The organism is Parasphingorhabdus sp. (assembly GCF_039977335.1).
Taxonomy (GTDB): domain Bacteria; phylum Pseudomonadota; class Alphaproteobacteria; order Sphingomonadales; family Sphingomonadaceae; genus Parasphingorhabdus.
In genome coordinates, this window is record NZ_JBDWDI010000004.1 from 911,691 (window position 1) to 930,844 (window position 19,154).

General features: G+C 53.6%; 13 protein-coding genes. 6 read left to right on the forward strand and 7 right to left on the reverse strand.

The genetic code is table 11. The features are described 5' to 3' along the window. The first annotated feature begins 118 nt into the window (after positions 1–118). The 4 genes from ABJM21_RS11695 (at position 119) to ABJM21_RS11710 (ending at position 6,304) form a co-directional block, all read left to right on the forward strand. Positions 119–2,458 carry a TonB-dependent receptor gene (locus tag ABJM21_RS11695; protein ID WP_348300973.1) on the forward strand — a complete coding sequence of 780 codons (2,340 nt, stop codon included), beginning with the start codon at positions 119–121 and terminating at the stop codon, positions 2,456–2,458. A gap of 11 nt (positions 2,459–2,469) precedes the next feature. Further along, on the forward strand, positions 2,470–3,375 hold the full coding sequence (locus ABJM21_RS11700) for an alpha/beta hydrolase (protein ID WP_348300972.1): 906 nt from the start codon (positions 2,470–2,472) through the stop codon (positions 3,373–3,375). Then, positions 3,376–4,650 carry an MFS transporter gene (locus ABJM21_RS11705; RefSeq protein ID WP_348300971.1) on the forward strand — a complete coding sequence of 425 codons (1,275 nt, stop codon included), beginning with the start codon at positions 3,376–3,378 and terminating at the stop codon, positions 4,648–4,650. A gap of 286 nt (positions 4,651–4,936) precedes the next feature. After that, positions 4,937–6,304, forward strand: coding sequence for an alkaline phosphatase PhoX (locus tag ABJM21_RS11710; RefSeq protein WP_348300970.1), 1,368 nt, complete (start codon positions 4,937–4,939; stop codon positions 6,302–6,304). Positions 6,305–6,404: 100 nt separating this feature from the next. Here ABJM21_RS11710 and ABJM21_RS11715 read toward each other — a convergent pair whose 3' ends face one another. The 4 genes from ABJM21_RS11715 to ABJM21_RS11730 form a co-directional block, all read right to left on the reverse strand. Next, entirely contained in the window at positions 6,405–8,111 is a 1,707-nt protein-coding gene (locus ABJM21_RS11715; protein WP_348300969.1) for an amidohydrolase family protein, read from the reverse strand. Between the two features lie 8 nt (positions 8,112–8,119). After that, positions 8,120–8,518, reverse strand: coding sequence for an MAPEG family protein (locus ABJM21_RS11720; RefSeq protein WP_348300968.1), 399 nt, complete (start codon positions 8,516–8,518; stop codon positions 8,120–8,122). 132 nt (positions 8,519–8,650) lie between these two features. Next, a complete protein-coding gene (locus ABJM21_RS11725) occupies positions 8,651–9,517 on the reverse strand; it encodes a DUF1295 domain-containing protein (protein ID WP_348300967.1) in 867 nt (288 codons plus the stop codon). A 2-nt stretch (positions 9,518–9,519) separates the two neighbouring features. Further along, positions 9,520–10,749 carry an acetyl-CoA acetyltransferase gene (locus tag ABJM21_RS11730; protein ID WP_348300966.1) on the reverse strand — a complete coding sequence of 410 codons (1,230 nt, stop codon included), beginning with the start codon at positions 10,747–10,749 and terminating at the stop codon, positions 9,520–9,522. A gap of 249 nt (positions 10,750–10,998) precedes the next feature. Between ABJM21_RS11730 and ABJM21_RS11735 the strand changes: the two genes are divergently transcribed. Next, positions 10,999–12,171, forward strand: a complete 1,173-nt coding sequence (locus tag ABJM21_RS11735) for an acetyl-CoA C-acyltransferase (protein ID WP_348300965.1) — start codon at positions 10,999–11,001, stop codon at positions 12,169–12,171. 49 nt (positions 12,172–12,220) lie between these two features. Next, a complete protein-coding gene (locus ABJM21_RS11740) occupies positions 12,221–13,150 on the forward strand; it encodes an acyl-CoA thioesterase II (RefSeq protein ID WP_348300964.1) in 930 nt (309 codons plus the stop codon). Positions 13,151–13,153: 3 nt separating this feature from the next. Here the strand turns inward: ABJM21_RS11740 and ABJM21_RS11745 are convergent, their stop codons facing one another. The 3 genes from ABJM21_RS11745 to ABJM21_RS11755 form a co-directional block, all read right to left on the reverse strand. After that, complete coding sequence (locus tag ABJM21_RS11745; protein ID WP_348300963.1) at positions 13,154–14,896, reverse strand: class I adenylate-forming enzyme family protein; 1,743 nt, start codon at positions 14,894–14,896, stop codon at positions 13,154–13,156. A gap of 30 nt (positions 14,897–14,926) precedes the next feature. Then, positions 14,927–16,963, reverse strand: a complete 2,037-nt coding sequence (locus ABJM21_RS11750) for a 3-hydroxyacyl-CoA dehydrogenase NAD-binding domain-containing protein (protein WP_348300962.1) — start codon at positions 16,961–16,963, stop codon at positions 14,927–14,929. Positions 16,964–17,118: 155 nt separating this feature from the next. Beyond that, positions 17,119–19,122 carry an ATP-binding protein gene (locus ABJM21_RS11755; protein ID WP_348300961.1) on the reverse strand — a complete coding sequence of 668 codons (2,004 nt, stop codon included), beginning with the start codon at positions 19,120–19,122 and terminating at the stop codon, positions 17,119–17,121. Positions 19,123–19,154 lie beyond the last annotated feature (32 nt).

The window sequence follows — 19,154 nt, forward strand, 5'->3', positions numbered from 1 at the left end:
ACGGCTAACGACATTTTATGGGATTAGCAAATTTCAAAGTTGAAATATGATTCACCTTTCAGTAAAGACCTGTCAATAATCTGGAAATACCAGGCAAAATATTAGCAGGAGGGTTCTCATGAGATTTCAACACAGCGTTAGTTATGCCGCTTTGGTATCGGGCTTGGCAACAGCATTGCTTGCCCCAACCGCTGCCCATGCACAGGCCGGTGAAACGGCAACGCAAGACACCGATGACGGCACGATTGTTGTTACTGCACGTCGCCGCGAAGAGCGCCTGGTCGACGTCCCTCTTTCCATTACAGCGATTAGCGGCGACGCTCTAACCGCATCCGGTGTGCAGGACATTACCGAGATTGGTCAGGAAGTTCCCAACCTGACCTTGGAAGTATCACGCGGCACCAACACAACATTGACTGCCTTCATTCGCGGCGTGGGTCAGCAAGACCCGGTTGCCGGCTTTGAAGCGGGCGTAGGTCTTTATGTCGACGATGTGTACCTCAACCGACCGCAAGCCGCTGTTTTGGATATCTATGATGTCGAACGGATCGAAGTACTGCGCGGACCGCAGGGCACGTTATATGGCCGCAACACGATTGGTGGTGCGATTAAATATGTCTCGCGGCGCCTGCCTGATGACACTTCGGTCAAGATAAAAGGTACCTATGGTTCCTATGATCAGGCCGACTTAATCGTCACTGCCTCTACCCCGATCACCGATAGCCTGCGCATCGGCGCCGGCGGCGCGCGGCTCAGCCGCGGCGGCTTTGGTGACAATCTGGTGCAGCAGGGTGTTGAAAATTACAACAAGCATGTCTGGGCAGCGCGCGGCAGTATTGAATTTGATAATGGCGGATTTTTTGTCCGCTTGTCCGGTGACTATATCCGCGACGAAAGCGATCCGCGTCAGGGGCATCGCCTGATACCCAGCCTGCTGACGGGTGCGCCAGTGTTGGATGATGTTTTTGATACGCGGGCTGGTTTGACTGTCCCTAAACAACTGGTCGAGGCTTATGGCGGATCGTTGCTCATCGAAGCGCCTGTTTCGGACAATATTACCCTCAAGAGCATTACTGCATACCGTGAAGACAAATCCTCTTCCAATATCGACTTTGACAGCTTGCCTTCCGAAGATCTCGACGTTCCGGTTATCTATGAGAATGACCAGTTCAGTCAGGAATTCCAGCTGCTGTATGAAAGCGATAGCTTGAACGGTGTTTTGGGCGCCTATTATCTCGACGCTAATGCGTTTAACGTGTTTGACGTGCTACTCGCAACGACAGGTGCCTTGCCGACTGTTGGCTTACCCGGCTTAAATGCCCAGACGCTAGGTGATGTCGATACCAAGACATGGTCGATATTCGGTGATTTCACTTATGATATTTCCGACCAGCTTAGCGTTTCTGTTGGTGGCCGCTACACAAGCGACAAACGCAGCGCGCGGATCTTGCGAACGACATTCATCAACGGGTTTTCCGATCAATTTGATGGTGCCGGCGTACCGATATTGGTTACATCCGATTTTGAAGGCAGCGATACGTTCAAGGAATTTACCCCGCGGGCATCGGTCAGCTGGAAACCAAATGAAAACCACAATATATATTTCACCTATTCGCGCGGTTTCAAGGGTGGTGGTTTTGATCCGCGCGGCCAGACCAGCCTAACTCCGGATTTCGATCAGGATGGCACGATTTCAGCAGATGAGGTGTTCAACTTCCTTCAATTTGATCCGGAAACCGTCGATAGTTATGAACTGGGCTGGAAAGCATCCCTGCTCGACAATCGACTGAATGTAAGTGTTGCGCTGTTCAAAGGCGATTATTCCGATGTTCAGATACCGGGTTCAGTCGGCGTCGATACTGATGGCGACGGCACCAACGACAGTTTCGCTGGGATCACATCCAACGCCGCCAGCGCCGACGTCAACGGTTTCGAATTTGAAGGCCGCGCTCTTGTTGGCAAAGATTTTGCCGGAACTGGCAGCCGGTTCAATGTCAGCTGGTCGCTTGGCTATCTCGACGCCAATTTCAATACGTTTATCGACAATCTCGGCAATGATGTCGCAGACGAACGCGTGTTCCAGAACACACCGGACTGGACTGGCAGCATGTCGTTCAATCTCGGCGTACCAGTAGCAAGCGGGATGCTCGACCTGATCAGCTCCATCTCGTTTCGTGGCGATGCCAGCCAGTTTGAATCGCCCAATCCGTTCCTGGATCAGGACGGTTTTGCGCTGGTCGATGCCAGCCTGGTTTACACAGACGACAGCGACTTTTTCTCCATCGGAGTCCATGGCAAGAACCTGTTCGACAAGCGCTATAAGGTGGCTGGCTATAATTTTGTCGCCGGTGGCCAAAATGGTGCACCCTTTATTTCGACCTTGGGACGGGAAGGCACGCTAACCGCCTTTTTCGGTGATCCCCGGCGCGTTTTCGTCACTGGCGAAATCAAATTTTAAGCCGGCCGGACGTGGCGAACAACTTCCTCCAGGCGGATCGCGAGCAAAGCGATCCGCCTGTCTATCAGGATCATTTTTACCGCAGCGGTGATGATCGACTGACGCTTTACGCGCGCATTTATGAAAGCGACGGACCACCGCTATTGTTGATGCACGGCCTCACCAGGAACAGCGCCGATTTTGAAGGTCTCGCCGCACGTCTGACCGGGAAATACCGCTTGATCATCCCGGACCAGCGCGGGCGCGGACGGTCCGACTATGACCCTGACCCGGCCAACTATATTCCGGCCACCTATGTTATCGACATGATGGCATTGATGGACAGCCTGCAACTGGATCAAATCGGCCTGATCGGGACATCCATGGGCGGCCTCATGGCGATGATGATGGCAGCGATGGAATCACAGCGTTTCAAAACACTGATCCTCAACGACGTCGGCCCGGTCGTCGAGCAAGACGGCCTAGACCGTATTCAAAGCTATGTAGGAGCACTACCTCCGTTTGAAAGCTGGCAAGAGGCCGCCGATCATTGCCACAAAGTACATGGCGACACGATGGTCGGCTATGATGATCAAGACTGGCTCGGCTTTGCGCAGCGCACCTGCCAGCGACAACCAGACGGGTCTGTCAAATTCGCATACGATCCTGCTATCGCACAGGGCCTATCGGGCAACCAGCAAACTGCGGTCCCTCCCGACCTTTGGCCCATGTGGGATAGTCTCGCGGCCATACCCACACTGATCATCCATGGCGCGCTTTCAGATATAATTTTTCCCGCGACCATAGCGGAGATGCAAAGCCGTCATCCCGGACCGATCAGTGCTGTCGAGATTGCCGATCGCGGCCATGCACCGATGCTCGATGAACCGGATGCCTTGACCGCGATCGTACAGTTTTTGCAAAGCGCGGACCACTAGATGGCAAGTAAGGCCGCCGTCTCATCCCGCACCACCTCTCCCAATGTCGCACTCGGCATGTTGCTGATCGTATATATCTTCAATTTCGTTGATAGACAGATATTGGCGATACTCGCAGGGCCCATCCAGTCCGACCTCGGGCTTAGCGACACCCAGATGGGATTGCTCGGCGGCATTGCGTTCGCCCTGCTCTATTCAACTTTGGCCGTGCCGCTCGGCTGGATAGCGGACAAGACCAGCCGCAGCTGGGTCATCACCATTTCCTTGGGCATATGGAGCGGATTTACAGCTCTTTGCGGCTTCGCCCAGGGATTCTGGTCGATCTTCCTCGCACGCCTCGGCGTTGGCATTGGCGAAGCTGGCGGCGTCGCGCCATCCTATGCGCTGATCGCGGATTATTTCCCGAGCGAAAAACGCGCACGCGCCTTGTCCATCTATTCGCTCGGCATCCCGATCGGATCTGCCACCGGCGTGGTTGCGGGGGGCTATATTGCGGCGACGGTTGACTGGCGCCTTGCCTTCCTTGTCGTCGGATTATCGGGTGTTTTGATCGCACCGTTGTTCAAATATCTCGTCCGCGACCCTGTGAAACAACCGATAATCGTTGGCGCTTCACCGGCACAGGCCCGTTTTATCGATATCCTCAAGATTCTATCCAAGAAACGCGCCTTCTGGTTTCTTGCCTTTGGTGCCGCTTCCAGCTCAATGCTCGGCTATGGCATTGCCTTTTGGCTCCCTAGCCTGTTGCAGCGTAGTTTTGGCTTGGACCTCATCGAAACATCTCTATTTTTTGGTTTGATCTTGCTGATCGGCGGCGTTGGAGGCGTGATCGGTGGCGGCATCTTAGGCGATTGGTTGGGCCGCAAGAACAAAGGCGCCTATGGACAGGTTCCAGCGGTCGCCTTCATACTGGCGGTACCGCTATTTGCAGCTGGGATAATGAGCAGCTCCCCTACCGTTGCGTTCTTCCTGTTTCTGATCCCCCAAGGACTAGCCTATATTTGGCTCGGCCCAGTGTTGTCGGCAGTGCAACATCTAGTGCCTGCAGAAACACGAGCCACGGCCTCGGCACTATTCCTGCTTATTAACAATCTAATCGGCATCGGAGGTGGTATATTCTTTTTGGGGGTTTTGTCCGACCGCCTTACGCCCATCTTTGGTGAAGACGGGTTGCGGTATTCGATGCTGATTTCACTGACATTCTATATTATCGCAGCCGCGCTCATGGCGCTCGCTGCGAAACCATTGCGGCGCGAATGGTTAGAAGACACTTGATATATTAGCGGGACATGATGGAGGCACTTGTTGCCGAAAGTAGGGAGAAATTGGGGCCAAGCCTATTTTGCCAACGCAGCGCCCTCCCCCTCGATGTAAGTTAAGTCAGCAATTGCGCTCCAAGTGCCCGCCTTGGGCGCAAAAACCAGCGTTGCATTTACAAGTATACTCAGTACCTTATGCTTTTTTGTAAGCGCTTCCCCTATTTTCGCCTACTTATTGCCGACTAGTCTGTTGTCGCGATAGCATGTGACATGATGCAGTTATTTTAAGGAGTACAGCTAGTATGATTTTCACCCGCCGCCAATTTGGAGCGACCATGCTTGGCACTGCCTTTGTCGGCCTTGCCACGCGCGCTTACGCAAACCTTCCTTTCACGGGCAAGAATGAAGTGGCAGGCTATGGTGATTTGCTGTCCGATCCAGGCCGCCTTCTCGATCTGCCGGAAGGCTTTTCCTACAAAGTCATCTCGCGGCTTGGAAATCTTATGAATGACGGAATGGTTGTGCCCAATGCCGCCGATGGCATGGGTTGCATCGATATTGGTGACGGCAAGATTGCCCTGATCCGCAACCATGAACTGGATCACCGTCAATTGCGCGAAGGGCCATTTCGCAGCAAGGTAGGTCCTGAATTGAAAGCCTATGATCGGCTCAGCAACAAATCAAAAATGCCCGTGCCCGGCGGCACAACCACGCTGGTCTACGACATGAATGCAGGCAAGGTTGTCGAGGAATATCTGAGCCTTGTCGGTACGGTGCGCAACTGTTCGGGCGGGATCACGCCTTGGGGTAGCTGGCTGACTTGTGAAGAAAGCTCGCTGGAGGTTGGCGAAGGCGTGGACAAGAATCACGGCTATATTTTTGAAGTGCCCGCGAGCCATAAAGGGCTTGTCGACCCTGTGCCGCTAAAAGCGATGGGCTGCTTTGTCCATGAAGCGGTCTGTATCGACCCACGCACCGGCATAGCCTATATGACCGAAGATCGCGGGGACAGCCTCTTTTACCGTTTCATCCCCAAAGTGAAAGGCAAGCTGGCCGAGGGCGGCACGCTCCAGGCGCTGGCGCTGAAAGATATTTCCGATACGCGCAACTGGGACAGCAGGCAGATTGACCGTGGCAGCGATCACCGCGCAGAATGGATCACATTGGGTAATCCCGAAAGAAGCGCCGGCGAATTGCGGGAACGCGGTGCAAAACTTGGGGCGACAATATTTGCGCGCGGCGAAGGCATTTTCTGGGATGAGAAGGAACAACAGCTTTTCTTCACCGCAACTAGTGGCGGAGCCAAGAAATTTGGCCAGATATTCCGTTACAAGCCGAGCAGAAAAGAAGGCGGCAAGGGCAAGCAAGGGAAGCTTGAACTGTTCCTCGAAAGCCAGGATGCAGCCATCTATAATCTGGGCGACAATATCTGTGTCATGCCAAACGGACATCTGATGGTTTCGGAAGACCAATATACCGACATCACCAATAATCATCTGCGCGGGGTCACGCCGGATGGTAAAACATATATATTTGGCAGGACGCGCATCCAGACAGAATTTGCAGGAACCTGTTTTTCACCAGATGGGTCAACAATGTTTGTGAATCTCTATTCACCATCGACGACATTTGCCATTACCGGCCCATGGGATAAGGTCATCAGCGCTTAGTGTAGCAAGCCCATATCAAGTGATCACAAGAACTTTTTTGTTTCGGGAAGGTATCGATATTGGCAACTGGAAACACAAGACAGATTACATCATCTTTGTGTCATGCATTCCTGATCAATTGCCCGGGCCTCGCGCCGGTTGACTGATCAAATCGGCGGATCACCTCGCCTGAAACAATGGTCGCGTCATAGCCCGTTGCGCGTTGATGCAGGCGTTGTCCACCCGCTGGCAGATCATGCACGATTTCGGGCAGATGCAACTTCAAGCTGTCTAGATCGATCACATTGAGATCCGCTTTCGCGCCTAGCTTCAGCAACCCGCGATCGGGCAGACCAACCGCTTTGGCCGCTTTGTGCGACAGCATATGTACCGCCTCAGCCAGATCGAAGCGCAGTTCGCCGGGTTTCTGGACAAATTGCGTGAGCAAAAAGGTCGAATAGCTGGCATCGCATATTGCGCCATAATGTGCACCGCCATCGCCCAGTCCGGGAATGCAATGCGGGTGGCTGAGCATTTCATGGGCGCTGTCCAGCTTGGCATTTTCATAGTTGCCAAGAGCGGCCAGAAACAGCCCTTTGCCTTCGGTGTTCAGCAACCGGTCATAGGCAATTTCCTGCGGCGAACAGCCTTTTGCCGCGGCCTGCCCGGCCATGCTCATTTTCCTTGGCGGCGCGTAGTCTGGTGGATCATCGAGTGGGAAGAGCCAATCCCAGTCCCTAGCCAGCTCATTGAACGGATGGCCTGCTTCAAAATCTTCGGTAATCAGGGCTTCGCGCAATTGCGGATCCCGCATCGCTGCAATCTGCTCTTTAACAGACAGATCGGCAATTTTCTTCCAACTGGGGCAGAGCACAAAGGGATGCACAGTCAGTTCGAGGCCAGCGATCAAGCCAATTGGGCGCGGCATGATTTGCGCCGTTGCTTTGCCGCCGCTGGCATTGGTCTGATCAATCATATCGAGCACTTTACGCCAACGCGGCGGCGCATCATTTCCCGAGGCCAGCGTGAAGGTGGCGGGACGACCGCTGGATTCAACCACCCGTTCGATCACCTTATATTCTTTATCCCAACCAACAAAAGCGTCCAATACCACCTGAAACGTTCCCGTTCCGGCATCGGCCATGCCGCCGCAAATGGCTTCCAGTTCGGCAATATCGGCTTCAAAGGTCGGAATGCTTCCGCCGTCCGCTGTTTTGTGAATCGAAAGCCGGGAAGTTGCAAAACCCAGCGCGCCTGCTTCGATCGCTTCTTTCGACAGCTTGCGCATCAAGGCCAGATCATCCGCATTGGCCGGCTCTCTCGAAGCACCGCGTTCACCCATGGCATAGACCCGAAGCGGCGAGTGCGGCAGATAAGCGGCAACATCAATGTCGCGTTTGCCCTTTGCGACGGTGTCGAGATATTCTGGAAAGGTTTCCCAATTCCACGGCAGACCATCAGCCATCACAACGCCAGGAATATCCTCCACGCCTTCCATGACATTGATCAACATATCATGATCCTCCTTGCGGCAAGGAGCAAACCCGACGCCGCAATTGCCCATGACCGCGGTCGTCACACCGTGCGAAGAAGATGGACTCAGTTCCTCAGCCCAGATGCATTGCCCGTCATAATGGGTGTGCACATCTATGAAGCCGGGCGTCACAATCCGGTTCGTAGCATCAATTTCTTCGCGGCCAGTGCCGGCAACCGTGCCAATTGCCGAAACTTTTCCATCGCTAATCGCAATATCGCCCTCGATCAGATCACCACCGCTGCCATCAGCAATGGTGCCGCCACGGATCACCAGATCATATTCCATAGTCATAAGCTCTCTTATCCTTTGATCAGTTGCACCATAGCGCCAATAAGCGACCCCAGCACAAAAATGTAAATCGGCGGCATGCTGATATATAGCCACAGCAAGCGTTTTTCCGGTGCCTTGTGATAGCCCAAGGCATAGCCGACGCGCATGAAGGGCCAGATCAGGCCAATGGCCGCCGCCCAAATGGGACTAACGGCATAAGCGAATAACCAGAGCCCCGGCAGAAACAGAACGAGATGTTCCAGCGTATTGTGATGGGCGCGCACATATCGCTCATATTCCGGCGGGCCGCTATGAGACGGCACTTCAATCTTGAACCTGCCCCGCGCCAGACCAGCCATCAACAAAGTGAAATAATAGGCCAGCAAAGCCAGCGCACTGACGATGACGACATAAATATAAGGATCCATGGCTATTCCGCCTCCCTTGCGTTCAGGGAGCAATCATAGATGGCAAAACACGGATCACCATACTGCATTTGGATAAGGGTCAGGATGGCTGAACAGGCGCCGGCCACCCTTCACGATAGTCGGATTTGATCTTCACCCTCGCGGTGGGCGGGGGATGACCAGCGGAACGGATGCGATGTAATCCTGATATTTCTTCTCATCGCCCCATTTCTTTTTCGCATGCGCCTCGAGTTTCGGCACGCCGCTGATGCGGATGATCAGGAAGGCGACAAATACCGGTGAAATGAGCGTTACCCATTGCCAGCCGCTTAGCACCGGCAAAGATGCTACAGTTACGCCAGTCCACAATAATATCTCACCGAAATAATTGGGATGCCGGGACCATGCCCAAAGGCCTGAGGAAATGAAGCGTCCCTTGTTGGCTGGCACTTTGCGAAATTCACGTTTTTGTCTGTCAGATATGACTTCAATCGCAAAACCAGCGATCCACAACCCAATGCCGACAAACGCGAATATATCGAGCGGCAGTCGTGTGCTGTTGGTGATGATGACCAGAGCACTTGCGGCTGTCAGCAGGACCCATATCCCTTGCATAGTCCAAGTCAGAAAGAAGCGCGCGGGAGATTTTTTAATCTCGTCAAAGCGTTGGTCACCGCCATCATCGCGGATGCGCAGGAACAAGAATGATCCCAACCGCACGGCCCAGATAACCACCATCAGGGCAATAATCCCAGAACGCAAATCCAGCGGGGCCGATAGCACAGCCGCAACCACCATCAGAGACAAATAGGTAAAGGAACCTGTCAGGTCATAATATTTCTCGGTCCTCGCGGCATTGGCCGGAATGAACGCTAGCCAGTTAATGCCAAAGGCCATGATCCCGCAGATCAAAAATACCGGTACGCCGCCAGCAATTGCCCCGCCCTGACTGCCCGCCAGAGCAACCAGTCCGCCGATGAGCACTGTTACAACTAAAGCGATAAATAATTTCGGGCTCATGATCAGGCTCCTACGACGAACGCGCAATTGGTGGTGCCAGAGCCTCCGACGTTAAAGGTTCCGACTGTTGCAGCGCCTTCTACTTGATAATCGCCTGCATTTCCAGTGACTTGCTTGGAAGCATCCAGCATCATGCGAACGCCGGTCGCTCCAACGGGATGTCCCATGCCGATCAAACCGCCCGAGGGATTGACCGGAAGGCTGCCGTCAAATGCGATGACACCGTCCTCGATCGCTTTCCATGCTTCGCCGGGGGCCGTGATGCCGAAATGCTCAATTGCCATATATTCGGTGACAGAGAAGCAATCATGGGTTTCGATGGCATCCAGTTGATCCGGTCCAGTGATGCCAGCGCGGCGATAGGCGTCCGTAATTGCCCTACGGGTCCATGGCAAAACATAGTCATCATTGGCGCTGTCGACCAATTTTGTTTGCATGAGCATGGGCGCTGTCGTGTGCCCCCAGCCTTTGATCTGGGCCAGACTCTCCAGCGGAATGCCATGACTATCTGCATATTGCTTGGCGCGCGCTTCGGATGCGAGAAAGACGACCGCTGCGCCATCTGAAACCTGCCCGCAATCTTGCCGCCGCATCCAGCCTTCGATCACCGGGTTATAATCGTCATCTGCGGTAAAGCTCTTGTCCTCAAACTTCCAGTCACGACTTTGCGCATTGGGATTGCGGCGCGCATTGTTAAAATTGGTTTTGGAAATCTCCATCAAATGCTCGTGACGCAGCCCATAACGGCGATCATATTCTTCGGCGAGATCGGAGAACATGGCGGGCCAGATGAACTTGGCATCCTGTCCTTCTTTACCGACGAAGATCGCGGCACCAAGATTATCCGCTGCTTGCCCACCGGGAACATTGCGCATCAATTCTACTCCGGCCACGCAAGCGAGATCATAACGGCCGCTTTCGATATCCGTCATCGCTCCCAATATGGCGAGCGATCCGGATGCGCAGGCGCCCTCATGACGCGAGGCCGGCATGCCGGAAAAGTCTTTGTGCACATGCCCGAAAAAGCCGCCAAGCATCCCTTGGCCGGTAAACAGCTCCGCCACAAAATTACCGACATGACCGACTTCTATATCCTTGGGTTCCAACCCGGTCTTGTCGAGCGCGGTGAGCACGGTGGTCGAAAACAGATCGAATAAAGACAGATCCTCACGCGTCCAGTTTTGGGCAAAATCTGTCTGATGACCGCCCAATATATAAATATTCTGTGACACCCCTGTCTCCTTTATCTCAAAGCATCGCTTTCCTCTGATGTCGCATTTTTGCGGGTAATGAAAGGGTGCACTAGTTCATAACCGCAGGATCTTGCAATAATCATGAAGCTTACGCGCCGTTTTGCGATATCCGTTTGAGGCAAACATCAACCCGGAATGCCGACAGCTAAGCGCGCCTCCATCAAGCGACTGGCATCTTGACTCCGTTCCAAATTGACTTAGGCCAGCATCATCAAAGGGAGATTTATCATGCGTGAAGCCGTTGTCGTATCCTATGCCCGCACCGGGCTCGCTAAAGCTGGTCGTGGTGGCTTCAATATCACGCCGCCCATGACGATGGCGGCCCATGCAATCAAACATGCGGTTGCCAAGTCTGGTGTCGAAAGTGACTTTGTCGATGACAGCTTGATGGGCAATGTCGCCCATGCTGCTCCCAATATCGGGCGCAATGCGGCGCTTCTAGCGGGCCTGCCCAAGACAACGGCGGGTGCGACGATCAACCGGTTCTGTTCGTCCGGCATGCAGGCCATCGCCATGGCCGCGAACCATATTCGCGGGGATGGCGCGGATTGCGTTGTGGCGGGCGGTGTTGAAAGCATTTCGATGCAAGGGCAACGCGCGCCGGAAGGCAGCATCGATAACGAAATCCTGAAAATTGCGCCTGATATCTTCATGCCAATGATTGATACCGCCGATATTGTGGCGGAGCGCTATAATATCAGCCGCGAATATCAGGACGAATATTCCCTTCAATCGCAGCAACGCATGGCAGCAGCGCAGGAAGCTGGACTTTTTGCCGACGAGATTGTGCCGATGCAGACCAAGATGAAAGTGGTCGACAAGGAAACCAAAGAAGAAAGCATCGTAGATTACACAGTGGATCGGGATGAGTGTAATCGCCCGACCACAACCTTGGAAGGCCTCGCCAAATTGCAGCCAGTCATGGGCGAAGGAAAATATATCACCGCCGGCAATGCCAGCCAATTATCCGATGGCGCGGCGGCTGTCGTTTTGATGGAAGCCAAAGAAGCGGAGCGTCGGGGCCTAAAACCTTTGGGCCGTTTTGTTTCCTGGGCTGTGGCCGGATGCGAACCGGATGAAATGGGCATTGGTCCGGTCTTTGCGGTGCCCAAGCTGCTTGAGCGGCAAGGATTGACCGTCGATGATATCGATATCTGGGAACTCAACGAAGCTTTTGCGAGCCAGTGTCTCTACAGCCGCGATCGTCTGGGCATTGATCCAGAAAGTTATAACGTCAATGGTGGCTCCATCTCTATCGGCCACCCCTTTGGTATGACCGGCGCGCGCTGTGCCGGACATTTGTTGCAGGAAGGTCGTCGTCGCGGAGCAAAATGGGGCGTTGTCACCATGTGTATTGGCGGTGGTCAAGGCGGTGCCGGACTGTTCGAGATTTATCCCTGAACATTCCAGCTACCCGGCAATAACAGTATTTGAAGGAATAGAAGCAGTTTTGGATCAACTATCGGACGAACAAGTCGAACGTCGGCTGTCGGAAGCTTTGGCGCATCGCTCCTCGGTGCCTGCTGAAAAGCTGATAACCGGACTGCTCCGCACCTTTAAGCTCACGGCAGATGCGGATGATGAATTTCACTATCCTGCACTCGCTTCAACCGCTCGCGAACGCATTTTTGGCGGGCAAGTCATTGCTCAGGCCATTGTTGCAGCCGATCGTACCGTCGATGATGAAAAGACCATACATTCGCTGCATTCCTATTTTCTGCGCGCCGGTGACGAAACAAAGCCGCTTCATTTTCGGGTGCACCGCGACTTTGATGGGCGCAGCATTTCGAACCGCAGGGTCGTTGTCCGGCAAAATGAAAAGGTCATATTCAACTTGACGGCCTCGTTTCAAAAACCAGCGGAGGGGCTCCAACATCAGGTGCCGATGCCGGATGTATTGCCGCCCGAAAAATGCATGAGCATGATGGAGCAAATTGCCCGCAACCCGCAAGTATCGGACAAACATATCCACCGGATGAGCATGCCGCGGCCCTTTGACGTGCGAAGCTTTCGCCCGGAAGGAAAAAGTGAACCCGCACGTCAATATCAGTGGTTCAAAACCGTTGCGCCGCTGCCGGATGATCCGCTGACACACCGTGCAACCCTCGCCTTCGCGTCCGATATGGGATTGCTCTCCACTTCGATGATCCCGCACGGATTGCATTGGACAACACCCGGGTTGTTCTCGACCAGCCTTGATCACGCCATGTGGTTCCATGACGATTTCAGGATGGATCAATGGATTTGCTATGTGATGGATAGCGACTGGACTGGCGGCACCCGCGGCCTTAATCGCGGATCACTTTACACGCAGGATGGCAAGCTGGTTGCGTCAGCCGTGCAGGAAGGCCTTATCCGCGTCACCCCGAAAAGCGACTGAAGTTCAAAAGAGCGACTTCAGATCGCGTTTCAGTATTTTGCCGTTGGCGTTGCGCGGCAAGCTATCGGCGCTGAAGAGGATTTTTACTGGCACCTTGAAATTCGCCAGCCGGGCGCGAACCCATTCTTGCAGTTCGGCTTCACTGGCTGTTTGTCCCTGCACCAGATTCACGACCGCCGCCGGTTCTTCACCCAATGTCTTGTGTTCGATGCCAATCAAAGCCGCATCCATCACAGCCGGATGATCATAAAGGACATTCTCGACCTCGGAGGAATAGATATTCTCACCGCCGCGGATGATCATGTCTTTCGCGCGGTCGACAATATGGCAGAAGCCTTCATCATCCAGACGCGCCAGATCGCCGGTGCGGACCCAGCCTTCGACAAAGGTTTCAGCCGTTGCGTCGGGACGGTTCCAATAGCCTTTCACAACCATCGGCCCGCGCGCCCAAAGCTCGCCAACCTCGCCAATAGGCATTTCCTGACTGGCATCTTCACTCATGACTTTGAGGTCGGCCGCAGCCACCGGCGGGCCGCAACTGGTTGGGCGATTGAGATAGTCCTCGGCGCTATGCGATGTGACCGTCGCCATCGTCTCGGTCATGCCCCAGCCATTGCCGGGCAGCGCGCCGAAGACCTCATAGATTTTGCGCGCCAATTCCGGCGCGGACGGCGCACCGCCATAGCTGATGGCATCGATGGAACTCAGATCATATTGATCCCGGTCGGGATGTTCGATCAACTGCCATGCAATGAACGGCACACCGCCGGTTGCGTTGACCTTTTCCTGCTCGATAATCTCCATCGCCTTTACGGTATCCCACTTGTGCAAGAAGACCATTTTATGCCCCCCTTGAACGGTAGGCATCATGATGGCCGAACAAGCGGTACAATGGAACATAGGTACAACGGTTAGGCCAACCCGAATGGTGGGTTCCGGAACTTCATTGCCCCGGCGCAATGCCGCGGCCGCCCCGGAATAACCAACTGAAATAGCATTGGTGGTCAGATTACGATGCGTACCGAGAGCGCCTTTGGGTTGGCCGGTTGTACCGCTGGTATAGAAAATCGTCGCTGGATCATCAGGCGCAATGTCGATTGCTGGCAAATCCTGATCTGGAAGATTGGCATAATCATTGGGCCGACCGATAATCTCTTCGAGCGCACGTGCTGGATCTGCCAATGCGCTCTGGCTCCGCGCCACAATGACATGTTTCAGATCCGGCAATTCTCCAAGATGCGGGGAGATCCGATCCCATCTCTCGGCATCGCAGAGCAACACGCTGGTCTCTGAATTTGCGAGGCCAAAGACCAGTTCCTGATCCGTCCACCAGGCATTGAGCGGCACAACAATGGCGCCGATGGAAGCTGCGGCAAAGAAAATCACCGGCCATTCCGGCAAATTGCGCATGGCGAGCGAAACCCGGTCGCCTTTCGACACACCGATATTCTGAAGTTCCACCGCCAGAGCAGCCACTGCGCGATACCAATGGGCATAAGTGACGCGCTCATTCTCAAATATCAGAAATTCGCTATCGCCATGGCCACGCGCATGTTCCGCCATCGCCGCGAGCGTAGGATGGGCATTTTTCCATACGCGGGTCGGGACGCCATCAATATCGACCATTTCCATTTCGAACGGCTGACCCGGCGCGCATAGCAAGGCATCAACCTCTTTGCGTGATCGTACGGGCCATCCAGAAGGTGGTGTCCACTTTTCAAGTGGATCTATTGCTTCAGCTGACAAATTTTTCTCTCCTAATTAATATACGCGAACCTATCCGTTGAACGTGCCTCCTGCAGCGGCCTTTTCCTGCAGCAGGTCTGCAACCGGTAGATTATGTTTTTTCAGGCCGGCGACGACATTGTCGAGCCCGACCGTATCGGCCCAGAACATCGGACCGCCGGTATAAAGCGGCCAGCCATAGCCGTTGATCCAGACGACATCGATATCGCTCGCACGCTGGGCCATGCCTTCTTCGAGGATTTTCGCCCCTTCGTTGACCATGGGATAAAGCATCCGTTCGCGAATTTCGTCCTTCGAAATTTCGCGCTGCTCTTTGCCTGCTTTGGCTGCGAATTCAGCGATGATCTGTTTGACTTCATCAGAGGGCGTCCGTTGGCGCGCCTGATCATAGTCATAAAAACCTTTGCCAACTTTCTGTCCCCAGCGACCGACAGCGCATAAAGCGTCGCGCAATGTTTCGATGCGTTCGGGATCGCGATGCCATCCGATATCCACACCGGCCAGGTCGGACATTTGGAACGGTCCCATCGGGAAACCAAATTCCAGCAAGACGTCATCGACTTCCCAATAATTGGCACCTTCCATGATCATCTGATTGGCCTGCTCCTGGCGCAGGCTGAGCATCCGGTTGCCGATGAAGCCGGGGCAAACGCCGGAAACCGCTGCCACTTTGCCGATTTTCTTCGACAGTTTCATCGCCGTCATGAGCACGTCATCAGCGGTCTTTTCGCCGCGCACGATTTCCAGCAATTTCATGACATTAGCGGGTGAGAAAAAGTGCAAGCCGAGCACATATTCCGGCCGCTTGGTCACCGCAGCAATCTCGTCAATGTTGAGATAGCTGGTGTTACTGGCAAGGATGGCACCCTGTTTCACGATCCCGTCCAGCTTGGTGAAGACCTCCTTTTTGACATCCATATTTTCAAACACCGCCTCGATCACCAGATCGCAGTCGGCGAGATCGTCATAGGACAGACTGGGCGTCAAAATGCTCATCGCGCCTTCGACCTGCTCTTCGGTCATCCGACCGCGTTTCGCTGTATTCTCATAATTTTTTCGGATCACGCCGACACCGCGTTCCAGCGCTTCCTCTTTGAGTTCAACTATGGTCACTGGAATACCAGCGGACAGAAAGTTCATACCAATCCCGCCGCCCATCGTGCCGGCCCCTAAAATGCCGACTTTCTTGATCGGGATCAGATCGATTTTGAGATCAATGCCGTCAATCTTATTGGCCGCGCGTTCGGCAAAGAAATAATGCCGCATCGCAGCAGACTGGGTGCCGGTCATAAGCTTCGTGAACAATTCGCGTTCTTTGTCAACGCCATCTGCATAAGACAGTTCGCCAGCTGCTTTCACCGCCTGAATGCCCGCTTCCGGGGCTTCGAATCCGCGAATCTTGCGGCCGTTTTTCTGTCGGAATTCATCGAATATGGCCGGGTTTTTAATGCCATCCTCATTGGCTGTGCCTTCAGAAGAACGTGGTGGTTTTTTGCCAATTTGCTCGCGTGCAAAGGCGATCGCATCGTCGGCGAGACTGTCTTCACCAACCATCTTGTCGACTAAGCCAATTGCATGAGCCTTTTTCGCGGAAATCGGATTGCCGATCACGACCATCGGCAAAGCAGCCTCTGCGCCAACCACGCGCGGCAAGCGCTGGGTTCCGGCCGCCCCAGGGATCAGACCCAATTTGACTTCCGGCAGCCCTATTTTCGCAGACGGAACTGCAACCCGGTAATGACACGCCAAGGCAACTTCACATCCGCCGCCCAAAGCGGTTCCGTGTATCGCGGCAACAACTGGCTTGTTGCTAGCCTCCAACTGGTCAATCGCCTGGCCCAGATTGGGATCTTGCATCGGCTTACCAAATTCGGTGATATCCGCACCGGCAAAAAAGGTCCGTCCATCACACCGGACCACGACAGCCTCAATCTCATCGTCGGACAGAGCCTCTTTGATACCATCAACTAATCCTTGCCGAACCGCTGCGCCCAAAGCATTAACCGGCGGATTGTTGGAAATGATGACCAGTATATTGTCATGCTTTTCGGTGGTTACGACAGACATTTTTTTCTCCTGCAAGATCATACTTCAGCGACAAGGAACGACAGCACCGCACAAAGACCAAACCCAAAAATCGGGCAAGAGCTTGGCGTATCACAAAGAATAGGGATTGGAAATCAGGCTTTTGTTCGGGTGAGAAAAAGCGAGATTATACAGTATCAATAGATATGGTTCGTAGTATTGGAGATGCGTATGCAAGTCCCTCGACCAAGTTTGGAACTGATTTCCATATGAAGATCATTTTGTTTCGCCAGATCTTGGCAGATTGCGAGCCCCAATCCTTCGCCTTTTGATTTATCGCTTTTTTCATATGCTGACTGAAAATGGATAATCTCATCTTCCGACATGCCCATGCCAGTGTCGAGAACGACAATCGTGAATCCATTCGAACGACGCCTAGTTCCGATCAATATCTTTCCCGTCTCCGTATATTTGATGGCGTTGGAAGCGAGGTTACTGAGGATCCGCATCAACGCTAAGGGCGGAATCGTAGATTTTACGCTGCTCTCAACGATACGAAGCTGGAGCCCTTTCGAAATAGCTTCTTCGCGAAACATTTGCCCCACGGTCTCGAAAATCATCGACAAGGAATAAGGCTCATCAGCCGTCTCGGGTTCAGAGGGCGACGGTCGGCTTTCCACCAGATAATCCCCCGAAAGTGTTTCGAGATAATCTAGTGCTTCGCGAATATTGGCTTTCTCTCCGTCTCCCAATTTGGCCGAGGCGGCATCCAGGCTCATGCGAAGGCTACTGATTGGCTGCCTGATATCGTGAGAGGCGGTTGCAAGCTGTCTTTGCCTTAGTGCAGCTTGATCCCGGGCACGCGAATAATTTTTCTCAGCCTCCAGCAGACGCTGACTTGTCTGCGCGTCCTTTTTGAGGACGCGGATTTTTTCCTCCTGGGCCCGGTCATGTTCTCTTCTCAGCGAGATGATGCCGTAGGTCAGGCCCAACATGACCAGTGTCCCGATCACAATGAATGTTGTTTTAGCAAAATTGCGCAGGACGATCTGGTTTTCCAGATAACCGCTGAACATCAAAGTGGCATAGATCACAAACGCGATGAAAATGATGATCAGTCCCGCCCACATCTCGAACAGTCTGCGATTGGATGATTTCTCCCACCAATAGAGCGGCAGGAAATGCGCAACGCACATGATGCCCGTCCAGACAAGCTGGATCTTGTAACTTGTGACGCGCGGCAGGAAGGGGATCATTGCCAGAGTCACGATGGGCAGTAACGCCAGCCATCGGACATGTGTGGACCAGGGGTGGCTACCCCTGCGGGTTACCATTGAAAACCCCGCCACGTAAAAGCCGAACATGATGCAGGCATAGCTGATCAGAAAACCAATATAGGCATTCCATTCCGGATGATTTGGATACAGAAACCGCAGGGGAATGTTGTCGTCAAAGGACAAAGCGGTGAGCAACAGGCAAAATAGCAGGGCATATCGGATTCCGACAGAGCTTTTCAGGGAAATGTTAATCCCCAGCATCACGATCAGTCCGAATATGGCGAGCGTGTAGAACGCCGCGTTGAGCGCAGCCGTGCGCAGCTCATGTTCGACAAGATCAGCTTCGTCCCTGATCGCAAGGCTGGGCGAAGCTGCCATAAGCTTGGACGTCCGGACCATGAGGATGGCCGATTCTCCAGGCCGCAATATCAGCGGTTTTGACTTGAGCTGGGTGCCGCTGAATATTGTTGGATCATAGGGTTCGGCCGAAGAGAAAGACAATAATCTGTCAACATCACCGGACTGCCGGACCAGCACGATATCGGCATCCCGCACCGCAAATGCGTCGAAAGTTACAATCCACTGGTCTGCCAGCCGTCCATCCGCTTTGAGGATGTTTTTTACGGTGATGGCAGACCACAGATCGGAATAGGGCTCAAACTGCTCTTCGGATACCGGCACGCTGGTTTCAAATCTGCCTGCCTCATATTCCGGAACCATTTCCGCCAGCGTTCGATTTTCACCCAGGCGATATACCATATGATCATGCAGATCGGTCTGGTTTTCGCCAGATGTCAACGGAAGGACTGGCGCGGCCATTGCTGGCCGAACATCCAGAATCGCAATCACCATAAGAACGGCCATCAAGGCCCAAAAGCGGAAAGCCGGTTTGAAATATGGTGCGATCAGGCTAGGAAATGTCATAGGTTACAATCATTTGTGCCATGTTGTAGAAC

Excerpts from the sequence above, each read along its gene's own strand:
- ABJM21_RS11755 (WP_348300961.1), bottom strand. The coding sequence starts at position 19,122 with ATGACATTTCCTAGCCTGATCGCACCATATTTCAAACCGGCTTTCCGC.
- ABJM21_RS11695 (WP_348300973.1), top strand. The coding sequence starts at position 119 with ATGAGATTTCAACACAGCGTTAGTTATGCCGCTTTGGTATCGGGCTTG.
- ABJM21_RS11725 (WP_348300967.1), bottom strand. The coding sequence starts at position 9,517 with ATGAGCCCGAAATTATTTATCGCTTTAGTTGTAACAGTGCTCATCGGC.
- ABJM21_RS11735 (WP_348300965.1), top strand. The coding sequence starts at position 10,999 with ATGCGTGAAGCCGTTGTCGTATCCTATGCCCGCACCGGGCTCGCTAAA.
- ABJM21_RS11750 (WP_348300962.1), bottom strand. The coding sequence starts at position 16,963 with ATGTCTGTCGTAACCACCGAAAAGCATGACAATATACTGGTCATCATT.
- ABJM21_RS11715 (WP_348300969.1), bottom strand. The coding sequence starts at position 8,111 with ATGACTATGGAATATGATCTGGTGATCCGTGGCGGCACCATTGCTGAT.
- ABJM21_RS11710 (WP_348300970.1), top strand. The coding sequence starts at position 4,937 with ATGATTTTCACCCGCCGCCAATTTGGAGCGACCATGCTTGGCACTGCC.
- ABJM21_RS11720 (WP_348300968.1), bottom strand. The coding sequence starts at position 8,518 with ATGGATCCTTATATTTATGTCGTCATCGTCAGTGCGCTGGCTTTGCTG.
- ABJM21_RS11705 (WP_348300971.1), top strand. The coding sequence starts at position 3,376 with ATGGCAAGTAAGGCCGCCGTCTCATCCCGCACCACCTCTCCCAATGTC.